The 14,357-nt window shown below is 61.7% G+C and carries 12 protein-coding genes; 11 read left to right on the top strand and 1 reads right to left on the bottom strand.

From position 1 onward, the window contains the following. The 11 genes from AC1DUU_RS09355 to iolB form a co-directional block, all read left to right on the top strand. Positions 1 to 547 (top strand): substrate-binding domain-containing protein (locus AC1DUU_RS09355; RefSeq protein WP_476783147.1); only part of this gene is annotated, 547 nt, incomplete at its 5' end. Positions 548 to 672: 125 nt separating this feature from the next. Further along, positions 673 to 1,494 (top strand): TIM barrel protein, encoded by an 822-nt coding sequence (locus AC1DUU_RS09350; RefSeq protein ID WP_476783146.1) that lies wholly within the window; start codon positions 673 to 675, stop codon positions 1,492 to 1,494. Between the two features lie 311 nt (positions 1,495 to 1,805). Then, positions 1,806 to 2,741, top strand: a complete 936-nt coding sequence (locus AC1DUU_RS09345) for a substrate-binding domain-containing protein (RefSeq protein ID WP_476783145.1) — start codon at positions 1,806 to 1,808, stop codon at positions 2,739 to 2,741. Between the two features lie 89 nt (positions 2,742 to 2,830). Beyond that, complete coding sequence (locus tag AC1DUU_RS09340; RefSeq protein WP_476783144.1) at positions 2,831 to 4,369, top strand: sugar ABC transporter ATP-binding protein; 1,539 nt, start codon at positions 2,831 to 2,833, stop codon at positions 4,367 to 4,369. A gap of 31 nt (positions 4,370 to 4,400) precedes the next feature. Beyond that, positions 4,401 to 5,444: an ABC transporter permease gene (locus AC1DUU_RS09335; RefSeq protein WP_476783143.1), complete on the top strand. Its 1,044-nt coding sequence runs from the start codon at positions 4,401 to 4,403 to the stop codon at positions 5,442 to 5,444. A 105-nt stretch (positions 5,445 to 5,549) separates the two neighbouring features. Further along, positions 5,550 to 6,545: an inositol 2-dehydrogenase gene (gene iolG / locus AC1DUU_RS09330; protein ID WP_476783142.1), complete on the top strand. Its 996-nt coding sequence runs from the start codon at positions 5,550 to 5,552 to the stop codon at positions 6,543 to 6,545. Positions 6,546 to 6,712: 167 nt separating this feature from the next. Further along, entirely contained in the window at positions 6,713 to 8,647 is a 1,935-nt protein-coding gene (locus AC1DUU_RS09325; protein WP_476783141.1) for a bifunctional 5-dehydro-2-deoxygluconokinase/5-dehydro-2-deoxyphosphogluconate aldolase, read from the top strand. A 20-nt stretch (positions 8,648 to 8,667) separates the two neighbouring features. Continuing rightward, a complete protein-coding gene (gene iolD / locus AC1DUU_RS09320) occupies positions 8,668 to 10,518 on the top strand; it encodes a 3D-(3,5/4)-trihydroxycyclohexane-1,2-dione acylhydrolase (decyclizing) (protein ID WP_476783140.1) in 1,851 nt (616 codons plus the stop codon). Positions 10,519 to 10,783: 265 nt separating this feature from the next. After that, positions 10,784 to 11,701, top strand: a complete 918-nt coding sequence (iolE, locus tag AC1DUU_RS09315) for a myo-inosose-2 dehydratase (protein ID WP_476783139.1) — start codon at positions 10,784 to 10,786, stop codon at positions 11,699 to 11,701. Positions 11,702 to 11,758: 57 nt separating this feature from the next. Further along, positions 11,759 to 11,965 (top strand): DUF3329 domain-containing protein, encoded by a 207-nt coding sequence (locus tag AC1DUU_RS09310; RefSeq protein ID WP_476783138.1) that lies wholly within the window; start codon positions 11,759 to 11,761, stop codon positions 11,963 to 11,965. A 4-nt stretch (positions 11,966 to 11,969) separates the two neighbouring features. Next, entirely contained in the window at positions 11,970 to 12,782 is an 813-nt protein-coding gene (gene iolB / locus AC1DUU_RS09305; RefSeq protein ID WP_476783137.1) for a 5-deoxy-glucuronate isomerase, read from the top strand. A 22-nt stretch (positions 12,783 to 12,804) separates the two neighbouring features. Here the strand turns inward: iolB and AC1DUU_RS09300 are convergent. After that, a partial coding sequence (locus AC1DUU_RS09300) for a GNAT family N-acetyltransferase (protein WP_476783136.1) occupies positions 12,805 to 14,357 on the bottom strand: 1,553 nt, incomplete at its 5' end.

The following is a 14,357-nucleotide window of genomic DNA, read 5'->3' as shown; positions in this document are numbered from 1 at the left end:
GCGCGAGGGTTATGTGGGCATCGACAATCTCAAGGTCGGCCGAACCGCCGCCTGGATGATCGCCAAATGCGCTGGAAAACCGGGGAAGGTGGCACTGTTCGTTGGCAGCCATCGGTTCCATGGTCACGAATTGCGCGAAATAGGCTTTCGCGCGTTCTTCCGCGAGCACGCACCTGAATTCACCGTGCTGGAAACCATCGTCAATCATGAATCCCATGAGATGACGCATGAGGCGGTTGCCGGCCTCCTTGGGCGGCATCCCGATCTCGTCGGCTGCTATGTCGCTGGTGGCGGCACCGAAGGCTCGATTTCAGCGCTGCGGCAGGTCCGGCCCAATCCTCTGCCGGTGTTGATCTGCAACGAGATCACCACGGAGACGCGCGCGGCGCTTGCCGAGGAGTTGGCCGTGATGGTGATCGCCACGCCTCTCCAGGCGCTGTGTCGCGAGCTTGTCGGACTGATGGCGCATTCCATCGAGGAGGGAGCGGCCAACGCGCCGGGACAGACTTTCCTGCCGTTCGATATCTATCTGCCGGAAAACATCTGATCCATGAATCTATCAGCAATGATGGTTTCTTCTCATTTTCCAGATTGACTATTCCGGAGACTGAGCGGAATGGAATGGAAATGCCGCCGGTATGTTGCGGCGCCTTTGCCCGGGAGGATGTCGGCATGGCCACGACCAGCAATCTCAAATTCGCACTGAACCATATGGTGGCGCCGAATCTCAAGCCGGCGGACTTCTTCGCGCTGTGCCGTCAGCTGGGCGTAAATGACGTCGAAATCCGCAACGACCTCGCCGACAACGCCATCATCGATGGCGCGCCAGCCAAGGCGATCCGCGAGCTGGCGGCTGAAAATGGAATATCCATAACAAGCATCAACGCGCTGCAGCGTTTCAACGAATGGAATGCGGCGCGTGAGGCCGAGGCCATCGAACTCGCCGATTATGCCCGCGACGTCGGCGCCGAAGCGCTCGTTCTGGTGCCGGTCAATGACGGTTCGGGGCAGGCCGACGGCGAGCGGCAACGCAATGTGCGGACGGCCCTTGGCGCGTTGAAATCCATCCTGGGCGACAGGGGTATTCGCGGCCTGGTCGAGCCGCTAGGCTTCGAGATCTGCTCTCTGCGCTCCAAGCGCGAAGCGGCCGAAGCCATCGCTGATGTCGATGGCATCGCAGCGTTCCGCATGGTCCATGACACGTTCCACCATCATCTCGCCGGCGAACCCGACATTTTCCCCGGAATGACCGGCCTCGTGCATATCTCCGGCGTCGATGATCCCGCCGTGCGTGTCGCCGACATGCGCGACCCGCACCGCATCCTGGTCGATGCCGGCGACAGGCTCGACAATGTCGGCCAGATCCGCGCGCTGATGGCAGGCGGCTATGCCGGGTTGCTGTCGTTCGAGCCATTCTCGCCCGCCGTCCACGGTCTTGCCGATCCTCGCTCGCAACTCGCTCAGAGCATGGAATACATCCGTTCGCGGGCCTGATTTCATATCCAGAATTGCCCTTCAATTGATCCGCGCCAAGGTGGCGCGGGTTCGTCTTCGGCTGCGCCCCAGATTGATGCGCGCACGATGGAATATCACTTGACGTTCGCCTGGAATATGGAATAAATATTTCATATAGAAAAAACACGGCCCGAACATTCTGAATTCGGGCCGGCACCATCGGGAGGCGGGCGGCATGCTTACATCGCGGAGGAGCGATGGTGGCGCCCGTGGATATGGGTCTTCGGCCGAGCCGCGGACTTCCGGCACTATGGGGTGCGGCCGGGCACCATTCTTGGAGGAGAGTGATCATGAAGAAATATTTGCTCGGCGGAGCCATGTGCGCGCTGATGACGGGCTCCGCGTTTGCTGCCGACATTGGCGTCAGCATGGCCAATTCCGATACGTTCCTGACGGTTCTGCGCAAGGGTATCGAAAAGGCCGCGGCGGATGCGAGCCAGCCAGTCGTGATCGAAATTGCCGATGACGACGTCAACAAGCAGCTTTCGCAGGTTCAGAACTTCATCGCCGCCAAGGTCGATGCCATCATCGTCAACGCCGTCGACACCTCGGCGACCGGACCGATGACCAAGCTGGCCAACGACGCCGGCATTCCGATCGTCTATGTCAACCGCCAGCCGATCGACGTCGATGCGCTTGGTGAAAAGGGCGCCTTCGTGGCTTCGAACGAGGCCGATTCCGGCACGCTCGAGACCAAGGAAGTGTGCCGCATCCTCAAGGCAGCCGGGAAGACCGAGGCTGGCATCCTGGTCATGCAGGGTGATCTTGCCAACCAGGCCGCGCAGATGCGCACCAAGGACGTTCACGACGTGATCGCGACGCCCGATTGCTCGTTCATCAAGATCATCGACGAACAGACCGCTGGCTGGGATCCGGTCAAGGCGCAGGACCTGATGACCAACTGGATCGCTGCCGGGCACAAGCCTGATGCCGTGATTTCCAACAACGACAACATGGCGATCGGTGCGATCAATGCCATGAAGGCCGCAGGTTGGGACATGAAGGACGTCGTCGTCGGCGGCGTCGACGCCACGCAGGAAGCGCTTGCCTATATGAAGGCCGGCGATCTCGACGTGACCGTGTTCCAGGATGCGGCCGGCCAGGGTGGCGGTGCGGTCAAGGCGGCGATGGCGCTTGCCAAGGGCGAGAAGGTCGAGCCCAAGGTGTGGATCCCCTTCCAGCTGGTGACGCCTGAAAACATGGAACAGTTCACCTCCAAGAACTGATATTATCCATGAAATGCGTCGCCGCATGGCGGCGGCGCATTTTCCTCCGTGCCTCAAGCCGTGCTTGAGCCGGGTCTGGGAGAACAGATATGCAGAGCCCTGGCATGACCGAGGCGGCACGCGAAAGCGGCGCTGTGCCTGCACCTGACTATCTTCTCGAAGTGGCCGACGTGCGCAAGGAATTCCCAGGCGTGCTTGCCCTCGACAATGTCCAGCTTCGCCTCAAGCGCGGCAGCGTGCATGCGCTGATGGGCGAAAACGGCGCGGGCAAGTCGACGCTGATGAAGATCGTTGCTGGCATCTACACGCCCGACTCCGGCAGCTTCAAGCTGCGTGGCAAGGACATCAAGCTCAACGGCCCGCTCGATGCGCTCGAAAACGGCATCGCCATGATCCATCAGGAACTGAACCTGATGGGGCCGATGACGGTGGCCGAAAACATCTGGATCCGCCGCGAGCCGACAAGCCGCTTCGGCTTCGTCGATCACGGCGAGATGCACCGCAAGACGGCGGCGTTGTTCAAGCGCCTCAACATCGACCTCGACCCCGATGTGCAGGTCGGCACGCTGAGTGTCGCCAACCGCCAGATGGTCGAGATCGCCAAGGCGGTGTCTTACGAATCCGACGTGCTGATCATGGACGAGCCGACATCGGCGCTCACCGAGCGCGAGGTCGATCACCTGTTCACGATCATCCGCACCCTACGGGAGCAGGGCAAAGGCATCATCTACATCACCCACAAGATGAATGAGCTGTTCGAGATCGCCGACGAGGTGTCGGTGTTCCGCGACGGCAAGTACATCGCCACCAAATCCTCGCATGAGGTCAAGCGCGACGACATCATCCGCATGATGGTGGGGCGCGAAATCACCCAGATGTTCCCCAAGGAGGAAGTGCCGATCGGCGAGGTGGTGCTGTCCGCCAAGGGGCTCACGCTCAAGGGGGTGTTCAGCGACGTGTCGTTTGATCTGCGTTCGGGCGAAATTCTCGGCATTGCCGGACTGGTCGGTTCAGGCCGCTCGAACATCGCCGAAACGCTTTTTGGTGTCACGCCCGCTGACGATGGCACGATCGAACTGTTCGGCAAGAGCGTGCGCATCAATAGCCCGGCTGTGGCGATGGGGCACGGCATGGCCTTCCTGACCGAGGACCGCAAAGAGACCGGCTGCTTCCTTTTGCTCGACATCCAGGAAAACACCCAGATGGCGGTGCTGCAGTCGGGTTACGTCAAGAATGGCTTCGTCAAGCAGAAGCAGCTGACCAAGGATTCGATGGAGATCAGCCAGGCGCTCAGGGTCAAGACCCCTAACATGGCCGAGCCGATCATCAACCTGTCGGGCGGTAACCAGCAAAAAGTGCTGATCGCTCGCTGGCTTTTGACCAAGCCGAAGATCCTGATTCTCGATGAGCCGACCCGCGGCATAGATGTCGGCGCCAAGGCGGAGATTCACAGGCTGATATCCAAGCTCGCCGGGCAGGGTGTGGGTGTGATCATGATCTCGTCGGAGATGCCCGAGGTGCTGGGCATGAGCGACCGCATCATGGTGGTGCACGAGGGCAGGGTGACCGGCTTCCTCGACCGCGCCGAGGCCAGCCAGGTGAAGATCATGGAACTCGCGTCGAACTGACGGCGCCAATAAGCTCAAGGGTGGAAGAACCATGTCGACGAATGAGATTGCGGGTTCCGCAAACGCTATCGGAAGCAAGAAGCGCCTGCCGCCGGAAGTGTCGATCCTGGGTGTGCTGATCGGCATTGCCATTGTCTTCGAGATCCTCGGCTGGATCATCGTCGGCGACAGCTTCCTCGCCAACAAGCAGCGCCTGTCGATCATCATCCTGCAGGTGTCGGTGATCGGCATCATCGCGGTCGGAGTGACACAGGTCATCATCACCGCTGGTGTCGACCTGTCTTCGGGCTCGGTCGTTGGCCTCGCCGCCATGGTGGCGGCAAGCTTGGCGCAGACGTCGCTTAACCCGAGGGCGGTCTACCCTTCGCTCACCGACATTTCGCCGATCTGGGCGATCCTCGCCGGCCTTGGCGTCGGCCTGCTTGCCGGCTCAGTCAACGGATTTCTGATCGCCAGAACCAAGATACCGCCTTTCATAGCGACGCTGGGCATGATGGTGTCGGCACGCGGCCTTGCCAAATGGTACACGCTCGGCCAACCGGTGGCGCTGCTCGACGACAGCTTCACCTGGCTCGGCAAGAGCTTCAACATCATGGGCTTCCCGCTGCCGCTGCCGGTCATCATCTTCCTGCTCGTCGCGATTATCTTCCACATCGCTCTGGGCTACACCCGCTACGGCAAGTTCACCTATGCCATCGGTGCCAATCCGCAAGCCGCTCGCGTGTCCGGCATCAATATCGGCGGCCACCTGATCAAGGTCTATGCCATTGCCGGCCTGCTCTCAGGCCTGGCGGGCGTGGTGACGGCGGCGCGTGCCGCCTCCGGCCAGCCGGGCATGGGCGTGGCCTACGAACTCGACGCGATCGCGGCGGCGGTCATCGGCGGCACCTCGCTGTCGGGCGGTGTCGGCCGGATCACCGGAACGGTCATCGGCACGATCATCCTCGGCGTCATGACCTCGGGCTTCACCTTCCTCAAGGTCGGCGCCTATTATCAGGAGATCGTCAAGGGCATCATCATCGTGGCGGCCGTGATCATCGACCAGCATCGCCAGAACAAGCGTAAGAAGGCTTGAATTCAGAATCCGGACCGCCCGGCACCCCGTCAGCGGGCGGTCCGCCACTCCTCCGAGATCAAAGTTGCAGGCCCGGACGGCGCGGGCCAAGGAAATGAGGTTGTCATGACAGTTCGGTTTGGTGTCCTGGGCGCAGGCCGCATCGGCAAGGTTCACGCGAAGGCTCTGGCTTCCAATGCTTCGGCGAAACTCGTTGCGGTGGCGGACGCCTTCGAAAAAGCGGCGAACGATCTGGCCGAGGCCTATGGCTGCGAGGTCCGTTCCATCGACCAGATCGAAAAGGCGTCTGATATCGACGCGGTGGTAATCTGCACGCCGACCGATACGCATGCCGACCTGATCGAGCGCTTCGTGCTCGCCGGCAAGGCGGTGTTCTGCGAAAAGCCGATCGACCTCGATGCCGCGCGCGTCGAAAAGTGCCTCGCCGTGGTCGACAAGGCCGGCGGCACGCTGATGGTCGGCTTCAACCGCCGCTTCGATCCGCATTTCGCCGCCGTGCGCAAGGCGATCGACGACGGCGCCATCGGCAAGGTCGAGCAGGTGGTGATCACGTCCCGCGATCCTGGCCCACCGCCGGCTGAGTACATCACGCGTTCGGGCGGCATCTTTCGCGACATGACCATCCACGATTTCGACATGGCGCGCTTCCTGCTAGGCGCCGAGCCGGTGGCGGTGACTGCCACGGCTTCGGTGCTGGTCGACAAGAAGATCGGCGAACTTGGCGATTTCGACAGTGTCAGCGTCATCTTACAGACAGCGACTGGCCAGCAATGCGTCATCACCAATTCGCGCCGCGCCACCTATGGCTACGACCAGCGCATCGAGGTGCATGGTTCGGACGGCATGGTGGCTGCAGAAAACCAGCGTGCCGTCTCGATCGAGGTCGCCAATGGCAAGGGCTATACGCGCCCGCCGCTGCACGACTTCTTCATGACACGCTACACCGAGGCCTATGCGGCCGAGATAGCCGCCTTCATTGCTTCGGTGACCAAGGGCGCCAAGGTTTCGCCGAGTGGCCGTGACGGGCTGATCGCGTTGCAACTCGCGGACGCGGCGCTGAAGTCGGTCAAGGAAGGCAAGACGGTTCGCCTGAAGGGCTGATCGCTGCGGCAACCACCACCCCTGGCTAATGGCGGGGGTGGTGAAGCACAATCTGGCGAAGGAATGAACATTCCGATTGACTGATTTGTGGAATTCAAATTTCATCGTTTGGCCTGTTGCAAATCGCGCAAGGCAGGCCGGCGCGGCGGAGCGACCGGGAGGAACACATGGCCGATCCCAACACCCAGCCTACACTGCTGCTCGACGTCATCACCATCGGCCGCGCCTCGGTCGATCTTTATGGCCAGCAGACCGGCTCGCGGCTGGAGGATGTCGCGTCCTTCGCCAAGTCGGTGGGCGGCTGCCCGGCCAATATCGCCATCGGCACGGCAAGGCTCGGACTGCGTTCGGCGCTGCTGACGCGCGTCGGCGACGAGCATATGGGCCGCTACATCCGCGAGCAGATGCTGCGCGAAGGCGTGTCCGACAAAGGGCTGGTGACCGACAAGGAACGGCTGACCGCACTGGTGCTTTTGTCGGTCGAAAATGACAAGACATTCCCGCTGATCTTCTACCGCGAGAATTGCGCCGACATGGCGCTAAACGAAGACGATATCGATCCGGATTTCATCCGCTCGGCGCGGGCCATCGTCGTTACCGGAACGCATTTTTCGCGCCCCTCCACGGATGCCGCGCAACGCAAGGCGATGCGGCTGATCAAGGAGGCCGGCGGCAAGGTCGTGTTCGACATCGATTACCGTCCGAACCTCTGGGGCCTTGCCGGTCATGCGGCCGGCGAGAGCCGCTACATTGCGTCCGACAAAGTGTCGAACCATATCAAGGGCGTCCTGGCCGATTGCGACCTGATCGTTGGCACCGAAGAAGAGGTGATGATCGCGTCTGGTGAAAGTGAGTTGCTCGAGGCGCTCAAGACCATCCGCGCGCTGTCATCGGCAACCATCGTGCTCAAGCGCGGACCGATGGGCTGCATCGTCTATGACGGGCCGATATCAGACGATCTCGAAGCCGGCATCATCGGCAAGGGATTTCCGATCGAGGTCTACAACGTGCTGGGCGCGGGCGATGCCTTCATGTCAGGCTTCCTGCGTGGCTGGCTCGGCGGCGAAAGCCTGGCGACCTCGGCGACCTGGGCCAATGCCTGCGGCGCCTTTGCCGTGTCGCGATTGCTCTGTTCGCCGGAAATCCCGACGTTCGAGGAACTGCAGTTCTTCCTCAAGAACGGCAGCACGCAGCGCGCGCTGCGCAAGGACGAAGCGATCAACCACGTCCACTGGGCAACGACACGACGCCACGATATTCCTTCGATGATGGCGCTGGCCTGCGATCACCGGATCCAGCTCGAAGACATCGCTGCCCGCGTGGGTGCCGATCCCGCGCGCATCCGCGACTTCAAGGTGCTGGCAGTGAAGGCTGCGGCCAAGGTGGCTGGCGGCCGCGATGGCTACGGCATGCTGATCGACGAGAAGTTCGGCCGTGAGGCGATGTTCGAATTCGCCCGCCATCCCTTTGGCTGGATGGGCCGGCCGGTGGAACTGCCGGGTTCGCGGCCGTTGCGCTTCGAATTCTCGCAAGACATCGGCTCGCAACTTGTCGAATGGCCACTCGATCACACCATCAAGTGCCTGTGCTTCTACCATCCTGACGATCCGGCCGAACTCAAGGGCGAGCAGCAGGAGAAGCTGCGCACGCTGTTCGAGGCCGCACGGAAAGTTGGCAGGGAACTTTTGATCGAGATCATCGCCGGCAAGCATGGTGCGCTCGACGAAGACACAATTCCGCGCGCGCTTGAGGAGCTCTACTCGCTTGGCATCAAGCCAGACTGGTGGAAGCTCGAGCCGCAGGCTTCGGCCGGTGCATGGAGTAAGATCGAAGCGGTGATCACCAAGAACGATCCCTATTGCAGGGGCGTGGTGCTGCTCGGACTGGAAGCGCCGCTTGCCGATCTGGAGGTCGCATTTGCAGCGACAGCCGATGCGCCGGTGGTCAAGGGGTTTGCTGTCGGCCGCAGCATCTTTGCCCATGCGGCGGAGCAATGGCTGGGCGGCAAGATGACGGACCAGGCGGCTATCGACGACATGGCGCAGCGCTTCGAGCAGCTGACCAAGGCGTGGCTTGCGGCGCGCGGCCGCCGGGCGGCATAAGGAAGGCGGAGGAATTTATCATGACCAAGACCATTCGCCTGACCATGGCGCAGGCGCTGACGCGGTATCTCACGCGGCAGATGACCGTCATTGACGGCAAGAAGCTGCCCTTGTTCGGCGGCGTCTGGGCGATCTTCGGCCACGGCAATGTCGCGGGCATCGGCGAAGCGCTGTATCAGGTCCGCGACGAGCTGCCGACCTTCCGCGCCCACAATGAGCAGGCGATGGCGCATGCGGCGATTGCTTACGCAAAGACAAATTTCCGCCAGCGCATGATGGCGGCGACCAGCTCCATCGGGCCGGGTGCAGTCAACATGGTGACTGCGGCAGCACTCGCCCATGTCAACCGGTTGCCGGTGCTGCTCTTGCCTGGCGATGTCTTCGCCAACCGCGTGCCCGATCCTGTGCTGCAGCAGGTCGAGGATTTCGGCGACGGTACGGTATCAGTCAATGACTGCTTCCGCCCGGTGTCGCGCTATTTCGACCGCATCACTAGGCCCGAACAGATCATTGCGGCGATGGCGCGCGCGATGCAGGTTCTGACCGACCCGGCCGAATGCGGGCCGGTGACGCTGTCGCTGTGCCAGGACGTGCAGGCCGAGGCCTATGACTATCCCGAGAGCTTCTTTGCCGAGAAGCTGTGGACACAGCGCCGTTCGCGGCCCGATCGCGACGAGCTTGCCAAAGCCGCAGAAGTGCTGAAGGCAGCGAAGAAGCCGCTGATCGTCGCCGGAGGCGGCGTGCTTTACTCCGGTGCTTCGGAAGAACTTGCCCGCTTTGTTGAAGCGACCGGGATTCCGATCTGCGAGACGCAAGGCGGAAAGTCGGCGCTGACTGACGCGCATGCACTCAACATGGCTGCTGTCGGCGTCACCGGCACTGCCGCCGCCAACCGGCTCGCCGAAGAGGCGGATGTGGTGCTGGCCGTCGGCACGCGGTTGCAGGATTTCACCACCGGCTCGTGGTCGCTGTTCAAGAGCACTGGGAAGACCATCATCGGCCTCAACGTCCAGCTGTTCGATGCGGCCAAGCATCGCGCATTGCCGCTGGTCGCCGACGCGCGCGAAGGGCTCGTCGAGCTGTCAGCTGCCGTGAAGGGCTACAAAGCGCCAAGCGCTTGGACCGACAATGCCAAGGCTGGCAAGGCGGAATGGCGCAAGGCGGCGGCCAAGGTGACGGCTGCGACCAATGCCGCGCTGCCTTCGGACGCGCAGGTGATCGGTGCCGTGCAGCGCACGCTTGGCAGCGAAGTCATCGTACTTCACGCGGCGGGCGGTTTGCCCGGTGAGATGCACAAGCTATGGCAAGCTGGCAGCCCCGGTTCCTATCACTCGGAATACGGCTTCTCCTGCATGGGCTATGAGATCGCTGGCGGGCTGGGCGCCAAGATGGCGCGGCCTGACAGGGAGGTCGTCATCATGATCGGCGACGGCTCCTATCTGATGTTGAATTCCGAGATCGCGACATCTGTCATGCTCGGGTTGAAGCTGACGATCGTTCTGCTAGACAACCGCGGCTATGGCTGTATCAACCGGCTGCAGATGGCGACCGGCGGCGCTAACTTCAACAATCTGCTGCGTGACAGCCGCCATGAGGTGCTGCCCGAAATCGACTTCGTAGCCCATGCCAAAAGCCTCGGCGCAAATGCCGAAAAGGCATCGTCCATCGCCGATATGGAAGCCGCACTCGACCGCGCCCGAAAGAGCGACAGGACGACCGTGGTGCTGATCGATACGGATCCGTTGATTTCGACAGGGGAAGGTGGCCACTGGTGGGACGTCGCGGTGCCTGAGGTGAGTTCGCGCGCCGAAGTGAACGCTGCCCGCAAAGGCTATGAGGACAAGCTGAAGCTGCAGCGCGTGGGAGATTGATGTCCTGCAGCCGGGATTTGTGATGCTGGCGCTGCCCCTCACTGTCCTGCCGGACATCTCTCCCCGTAAACGGGGAGAGATACGCCGTCCGCATCGATTTCGCCAAACGGGACGGTTGGTGATTTGCGAAAGCGGTGATGGTAGCCACTCTCTCCGCATGCGGGGAGAGATGTCCGGCAGGACAGTGAGGGGCGGCGCTAACGATGACGAACATGCGCTGCCGCCAGGGCGGCGCGCTGGAACAGAATGACACTGGAGAATTGACGTGAAAGCCAAACTGGGCATGTCCCCCATCGCGTGGTGGAATGACGATCTTGCGGAACTGAGCGATGACGTGTCGCTGGAGGAGTGCTTGGCGCAGTCGCGTTCGGCAGGGTTCACAGGCATGGAGCAAGGCCGTCGTTTTCCCAGCACACCGGAGGAAATGCTGCCGATCCTGAAAAAGATCGATGTCACCCTGTGCGGCGGCTGGTTTTCCGGCACGCTGGTCAATGAGGACATCGCCGCTAACAAGGATCGCATCCAGCCGATGATCGACCTGTTCAAGGCGGTGAATGCGCCTTGCATCGTCTATGGCGAGGTCGGCCGCTCGATCCAGGGCGACCGGACGAAGCCGCTGGCTGGCAAGGCGGTGCTCTCCGACGACGAGATGAAGGTCTACGCCCGCAAGCTGACCGCGTTCGGCGAATGGTGTGCGGATCAGGGCATGCCGCTGTCTTATCATCATCATATGGCGGCGGTGGTGCAGTTCGAACACGAGCTCGATGCGTTCATGAAGAACTCGGGCGAGGGCATTCCGCTGCTGCTTGATGCAGGCCACCTTGCCTTTGCCGGCGGCGATGTGCTGCGCGCCATCGACAATCACCACAAGCGCATCAATCATGTCCATGTGAAGGACGTGCGCATGGAGATCATCCAGGGCCTCGACTGGTCAAAGCAGTCCTTCCTCGATGCGGTGGCACTTGGCGCGTTTACAGTTCCGGGCGACGGCTCGCTCGATTTCGGCAAGATCGTGCAGAAGTTTGCCGACTACGGCTATGAAGGCTGGTTCGTCGTCGAGGCCGAGCAGGACCCCAGGAAGAATCCTCCGCTCAAGATGGCTGAGGTCGGCTACAAGGAGTTGATGCGGGTAATGACAGCTGCCGGCTACACGGTCGAAACTCAGGGCTTTCCTGATACTTGAGCCCGGCGCCGGGCCCGACTACGATCTGAAACGGTTCATCGGCGAGGCGGTGCTCAATTGATCCAAGACCAGAACCATTCTTTCCTGCGACCACTGTGGAGGCGCATCGCGCTGGTTGCGTTTTGCGCCGCATGGTCGATCTTCGAGTTTGCAACCGGGTCTGGTTTTTGGGGCACCCTCGCCGGCGGCATGGCGGCGATCGGGGCGTACCAGTTCCTGATTACATACAAGCCCGATGCCGATACCGAAGCCGACAAGGAGTGAACGGATGTCGAAACTTCTGATCAAGCCCAAGCACGGCACCGGGCGCGTCACCCATGTGACGCCCGAAAGCGCCGGCTGGACCTATGTCGGCTTTGACCTGCACAAGCTCGAGCCCGGCGACACCTATGGCGACTGGACGGCCGACCGCGAGACCTGCCTGGTGCTGGTCTCGGGCAAGGCGCATGTCCGGGTCGGCGAAGATGACCTCGGCACGCTGGGCGAGCGCATGTCGCCTTTTGACGGCAAGCCGTGGTCGGTCTATGTGCCGGCCGGCGGCGATTGGTCGGTGCGCGCCGAGACCGATTTGGAGCTTGCCGTTTGTACGGCGCCCGGCCTTGGCGGCAACCTACCGGTGCGGGTGATCGGACCTGACGACGTCAAGCAGGAGACGCGCGGCAAGGGCACCAACACGCGTTACGTCACCAATATCCTGCCCGAAGGCGAGCCGGCGGATTCGCTGCTGGTGGTCGAGGTCATCACGCCGGGCGGGCACACGTCGAGCTACCCGCCGCACAAGCACGACGAAGACAATTTGCCAAACGAGTCGCAGTTGGAAGAGACCTACTACCACCGGCTCAACCCGCCGCAGGGGTTTGCCTTCCAGCGCGTCTATACCGAGTTCAACGATGCGGGGCATCGCGACCTCGACGAGGCGATGGCAATCGAAGACGGCGACGTGACGTTGGTGCCCAAGGGCTATCATCCGTGCGCGGCATGCCACGGCTATGATCTGTATTATCTCAACGTCATGGCCGGGCCGAAGCGGACGTGGAAGTTCCACAACGCCAAAGAGCATGAGTGGCTGCTGAAGGCGTAAGGGTCGTAGCGAAGCTTGCTGTCTACAGCGCCCCAACAAGCTGGCGTGCTGCCTTGGGCTGCGGGTTGAGCATGATGTAGCTTGGCCGGGTTTCGCGCTTCAACCGCGTGAGTAGCGCCCTGGTCTTGACGATCAGCGCGTCGTCGCGTCTCGCCGCCTCAAGCTTGCGCTGCAGCACTTCGAGCGTGTCGATGGCTTCTTCGCTTTGGTCAAGCTCGGCGAGGCTCTTGGCGAGCGAGAACTGCGCTCCGTCGAAATTGCCGTCCAGCTCGAGTGTGCGGCGGAACGCCTCGACGGCACCAAAGTGGTCGTCGAGCGCCTGCGCTGAGAATCCTAACCTGAACCAGATCTTGGACACATTGGGCGCGACTTCCGTCAGTGTCGTGAAAAGCTGTCGTGCTTCGCGATGATCGCCTTTGTCGGAAAGCAACTGCCCTAGGCCATAGAGTGCCTTGGCATGCAGCGGCTGGGTCCCGAGGATCTGGCGATAGCCGTTTTCGGCACGCGCTAACTGGCCCCCTTCATGAAAACGCGTCACCTCTGCGAATACGCCTTCGAGCGAACGGGGATCGAGCCGGTTGCCGACGTTGAGCCCGTCCTTGGTGTAGATCATGGCGCAGCGGATCTTGCTCTCGGTAACGCCGAACGCAAACTTGTAAGGCTCGTCGCCGCGCAAGAAGTCGTACGTGCCAAAGCCGCGTTCGATGGCAAGTCGGATGCTGTGACCGTGCAGGACGAGACCGACGGGGATCGATGTCGCTGTTTCGTCGCGGCCGGAGATGTAAAACAGCATCTCCCTCTTGACCGGATCGACGAAACTCGCCAGCGCGCCGAGCGGCCTGTCGCCTTGCCACAGCACAGGCATGAACAGCGATCCGGTCTCAAAGCTGGTGCGTAGCACCACCTTGTTGTGGCGAATAATCGACTGCAGCCGGTCGCCCTTGCGCGCGCCCCAGCGCGTTCGCCAGAAATCCAGCATCATGTCGATATCGCGATCAAGCGTCTCGGCGGTCGCATGCGTGATGCGTAACTCGCCTGCGTCGACCTTGCGCATGAAGCGGCGCAGCTTCTGGCGGGTGTTGGAGCTCAGCACATTGTCGAGATAGTTATCGAAACTGTCGGGCAGGGTGGCCGCAAAGCAGCGGCAATTGTCGACATTGTCGGCCTTGTTGACACGGTTGAACTCGCGCAACGCCAATGTCTCGCGTGGGAACTGGCCGAGGAAGGCCAAAAGCCGTTCGTCCGACATGCGGACGTTTTCGAGATGGATATTTGTCCAGGCCAAGTCGCGCATGTGGCGCCCGAAGGCCTGCATGATCTGCAACGCGAAGGCAGGCGTGCAAAGGGCACCGGTGTAGTCGGCGGCATAGTTGCCGGCCATATTGATCTCGTTTGAGAACTGCCCCGTCTTGGTGTCCATGCGCGTGCGCAGCCGCAATGGCATCAGTCCTACATAGGGCGTTCCCGGCCCCTCTAGGCGGGCAGCGAGAATGAACCAAGTGCCCTCATATAAACGCAGGTGCCGTGAGAGCCATTTCCACGAAAGGAAGAACTGCGCTTCAGGGTCTTCATCGT

The organism is Aminobacter sp. P4_H6_2 (genome assembly GCF_056400805.1).
Note: the sequence above shows the minus strand (reverse complement) of the source record. Positions and strands in the feature narration are given on the sequence as shown.

Excerpts from the sequence above, each read along its gene's own strand:
- AC1DUU_RS09345 (WP_476783145.1), top strand. The coding sequence starts at position 1,806 with ATGAAGAAATATTTGCTCGGCGGAGCCATGTGCGCGCTGATGACGGGC.
- AC1DUU_RS09350 (WP_476783146.1), top strand. The coding sequence starts at position 673 with ATGGCCACGACCAGCAATCTCAAATTCGCACTGAACCATATGGTGGCG.
- AC1DUU_RS09340 (WP_476783144.1), top strand. The coding sequence starts at position 2,831 with ATGCAGAGCCCTGGCATGACCGAGGCGGCACGCGAAAGCGGCGCTGTG.
- AC1DUU_RS09335 (WP_476783143.1), top strand. The coding sequence starts at position 4,401 with ATGTCGACGAATGAGATTGCGGGTTCCGCAAACGCTATCGGAAGCAAG.
- iolG (WP_476783142.1), top strand. The coding sequence starts at position 5,550 with ATGACAGTTCGGTTTGGTGTCCTGGGCGCAGGCCGCATCGGCAAGGTT.
- iolD (WP_476783140.1), top strand. The coding sequence starts at position 8,668 with ATGACCAAGACCATTCGCCTGACCATGGCGCAGGCGCTGACGCGGTAT.
- iolB (WP_476783137.1), top strand. The coding sequence starts at position 11,970 with ATGTCGAAACTTCTGATCAAGCCCAAGCACGGCACCGGGCGCGTCACC.
- AC1DUU_RS09325 (WP_476783141.1), top strand. The coding sequence starts at position 6,713 with ATGGCCGATCCCAACACCCAGCCTACACTGCTGCTCGACGTCATCACC.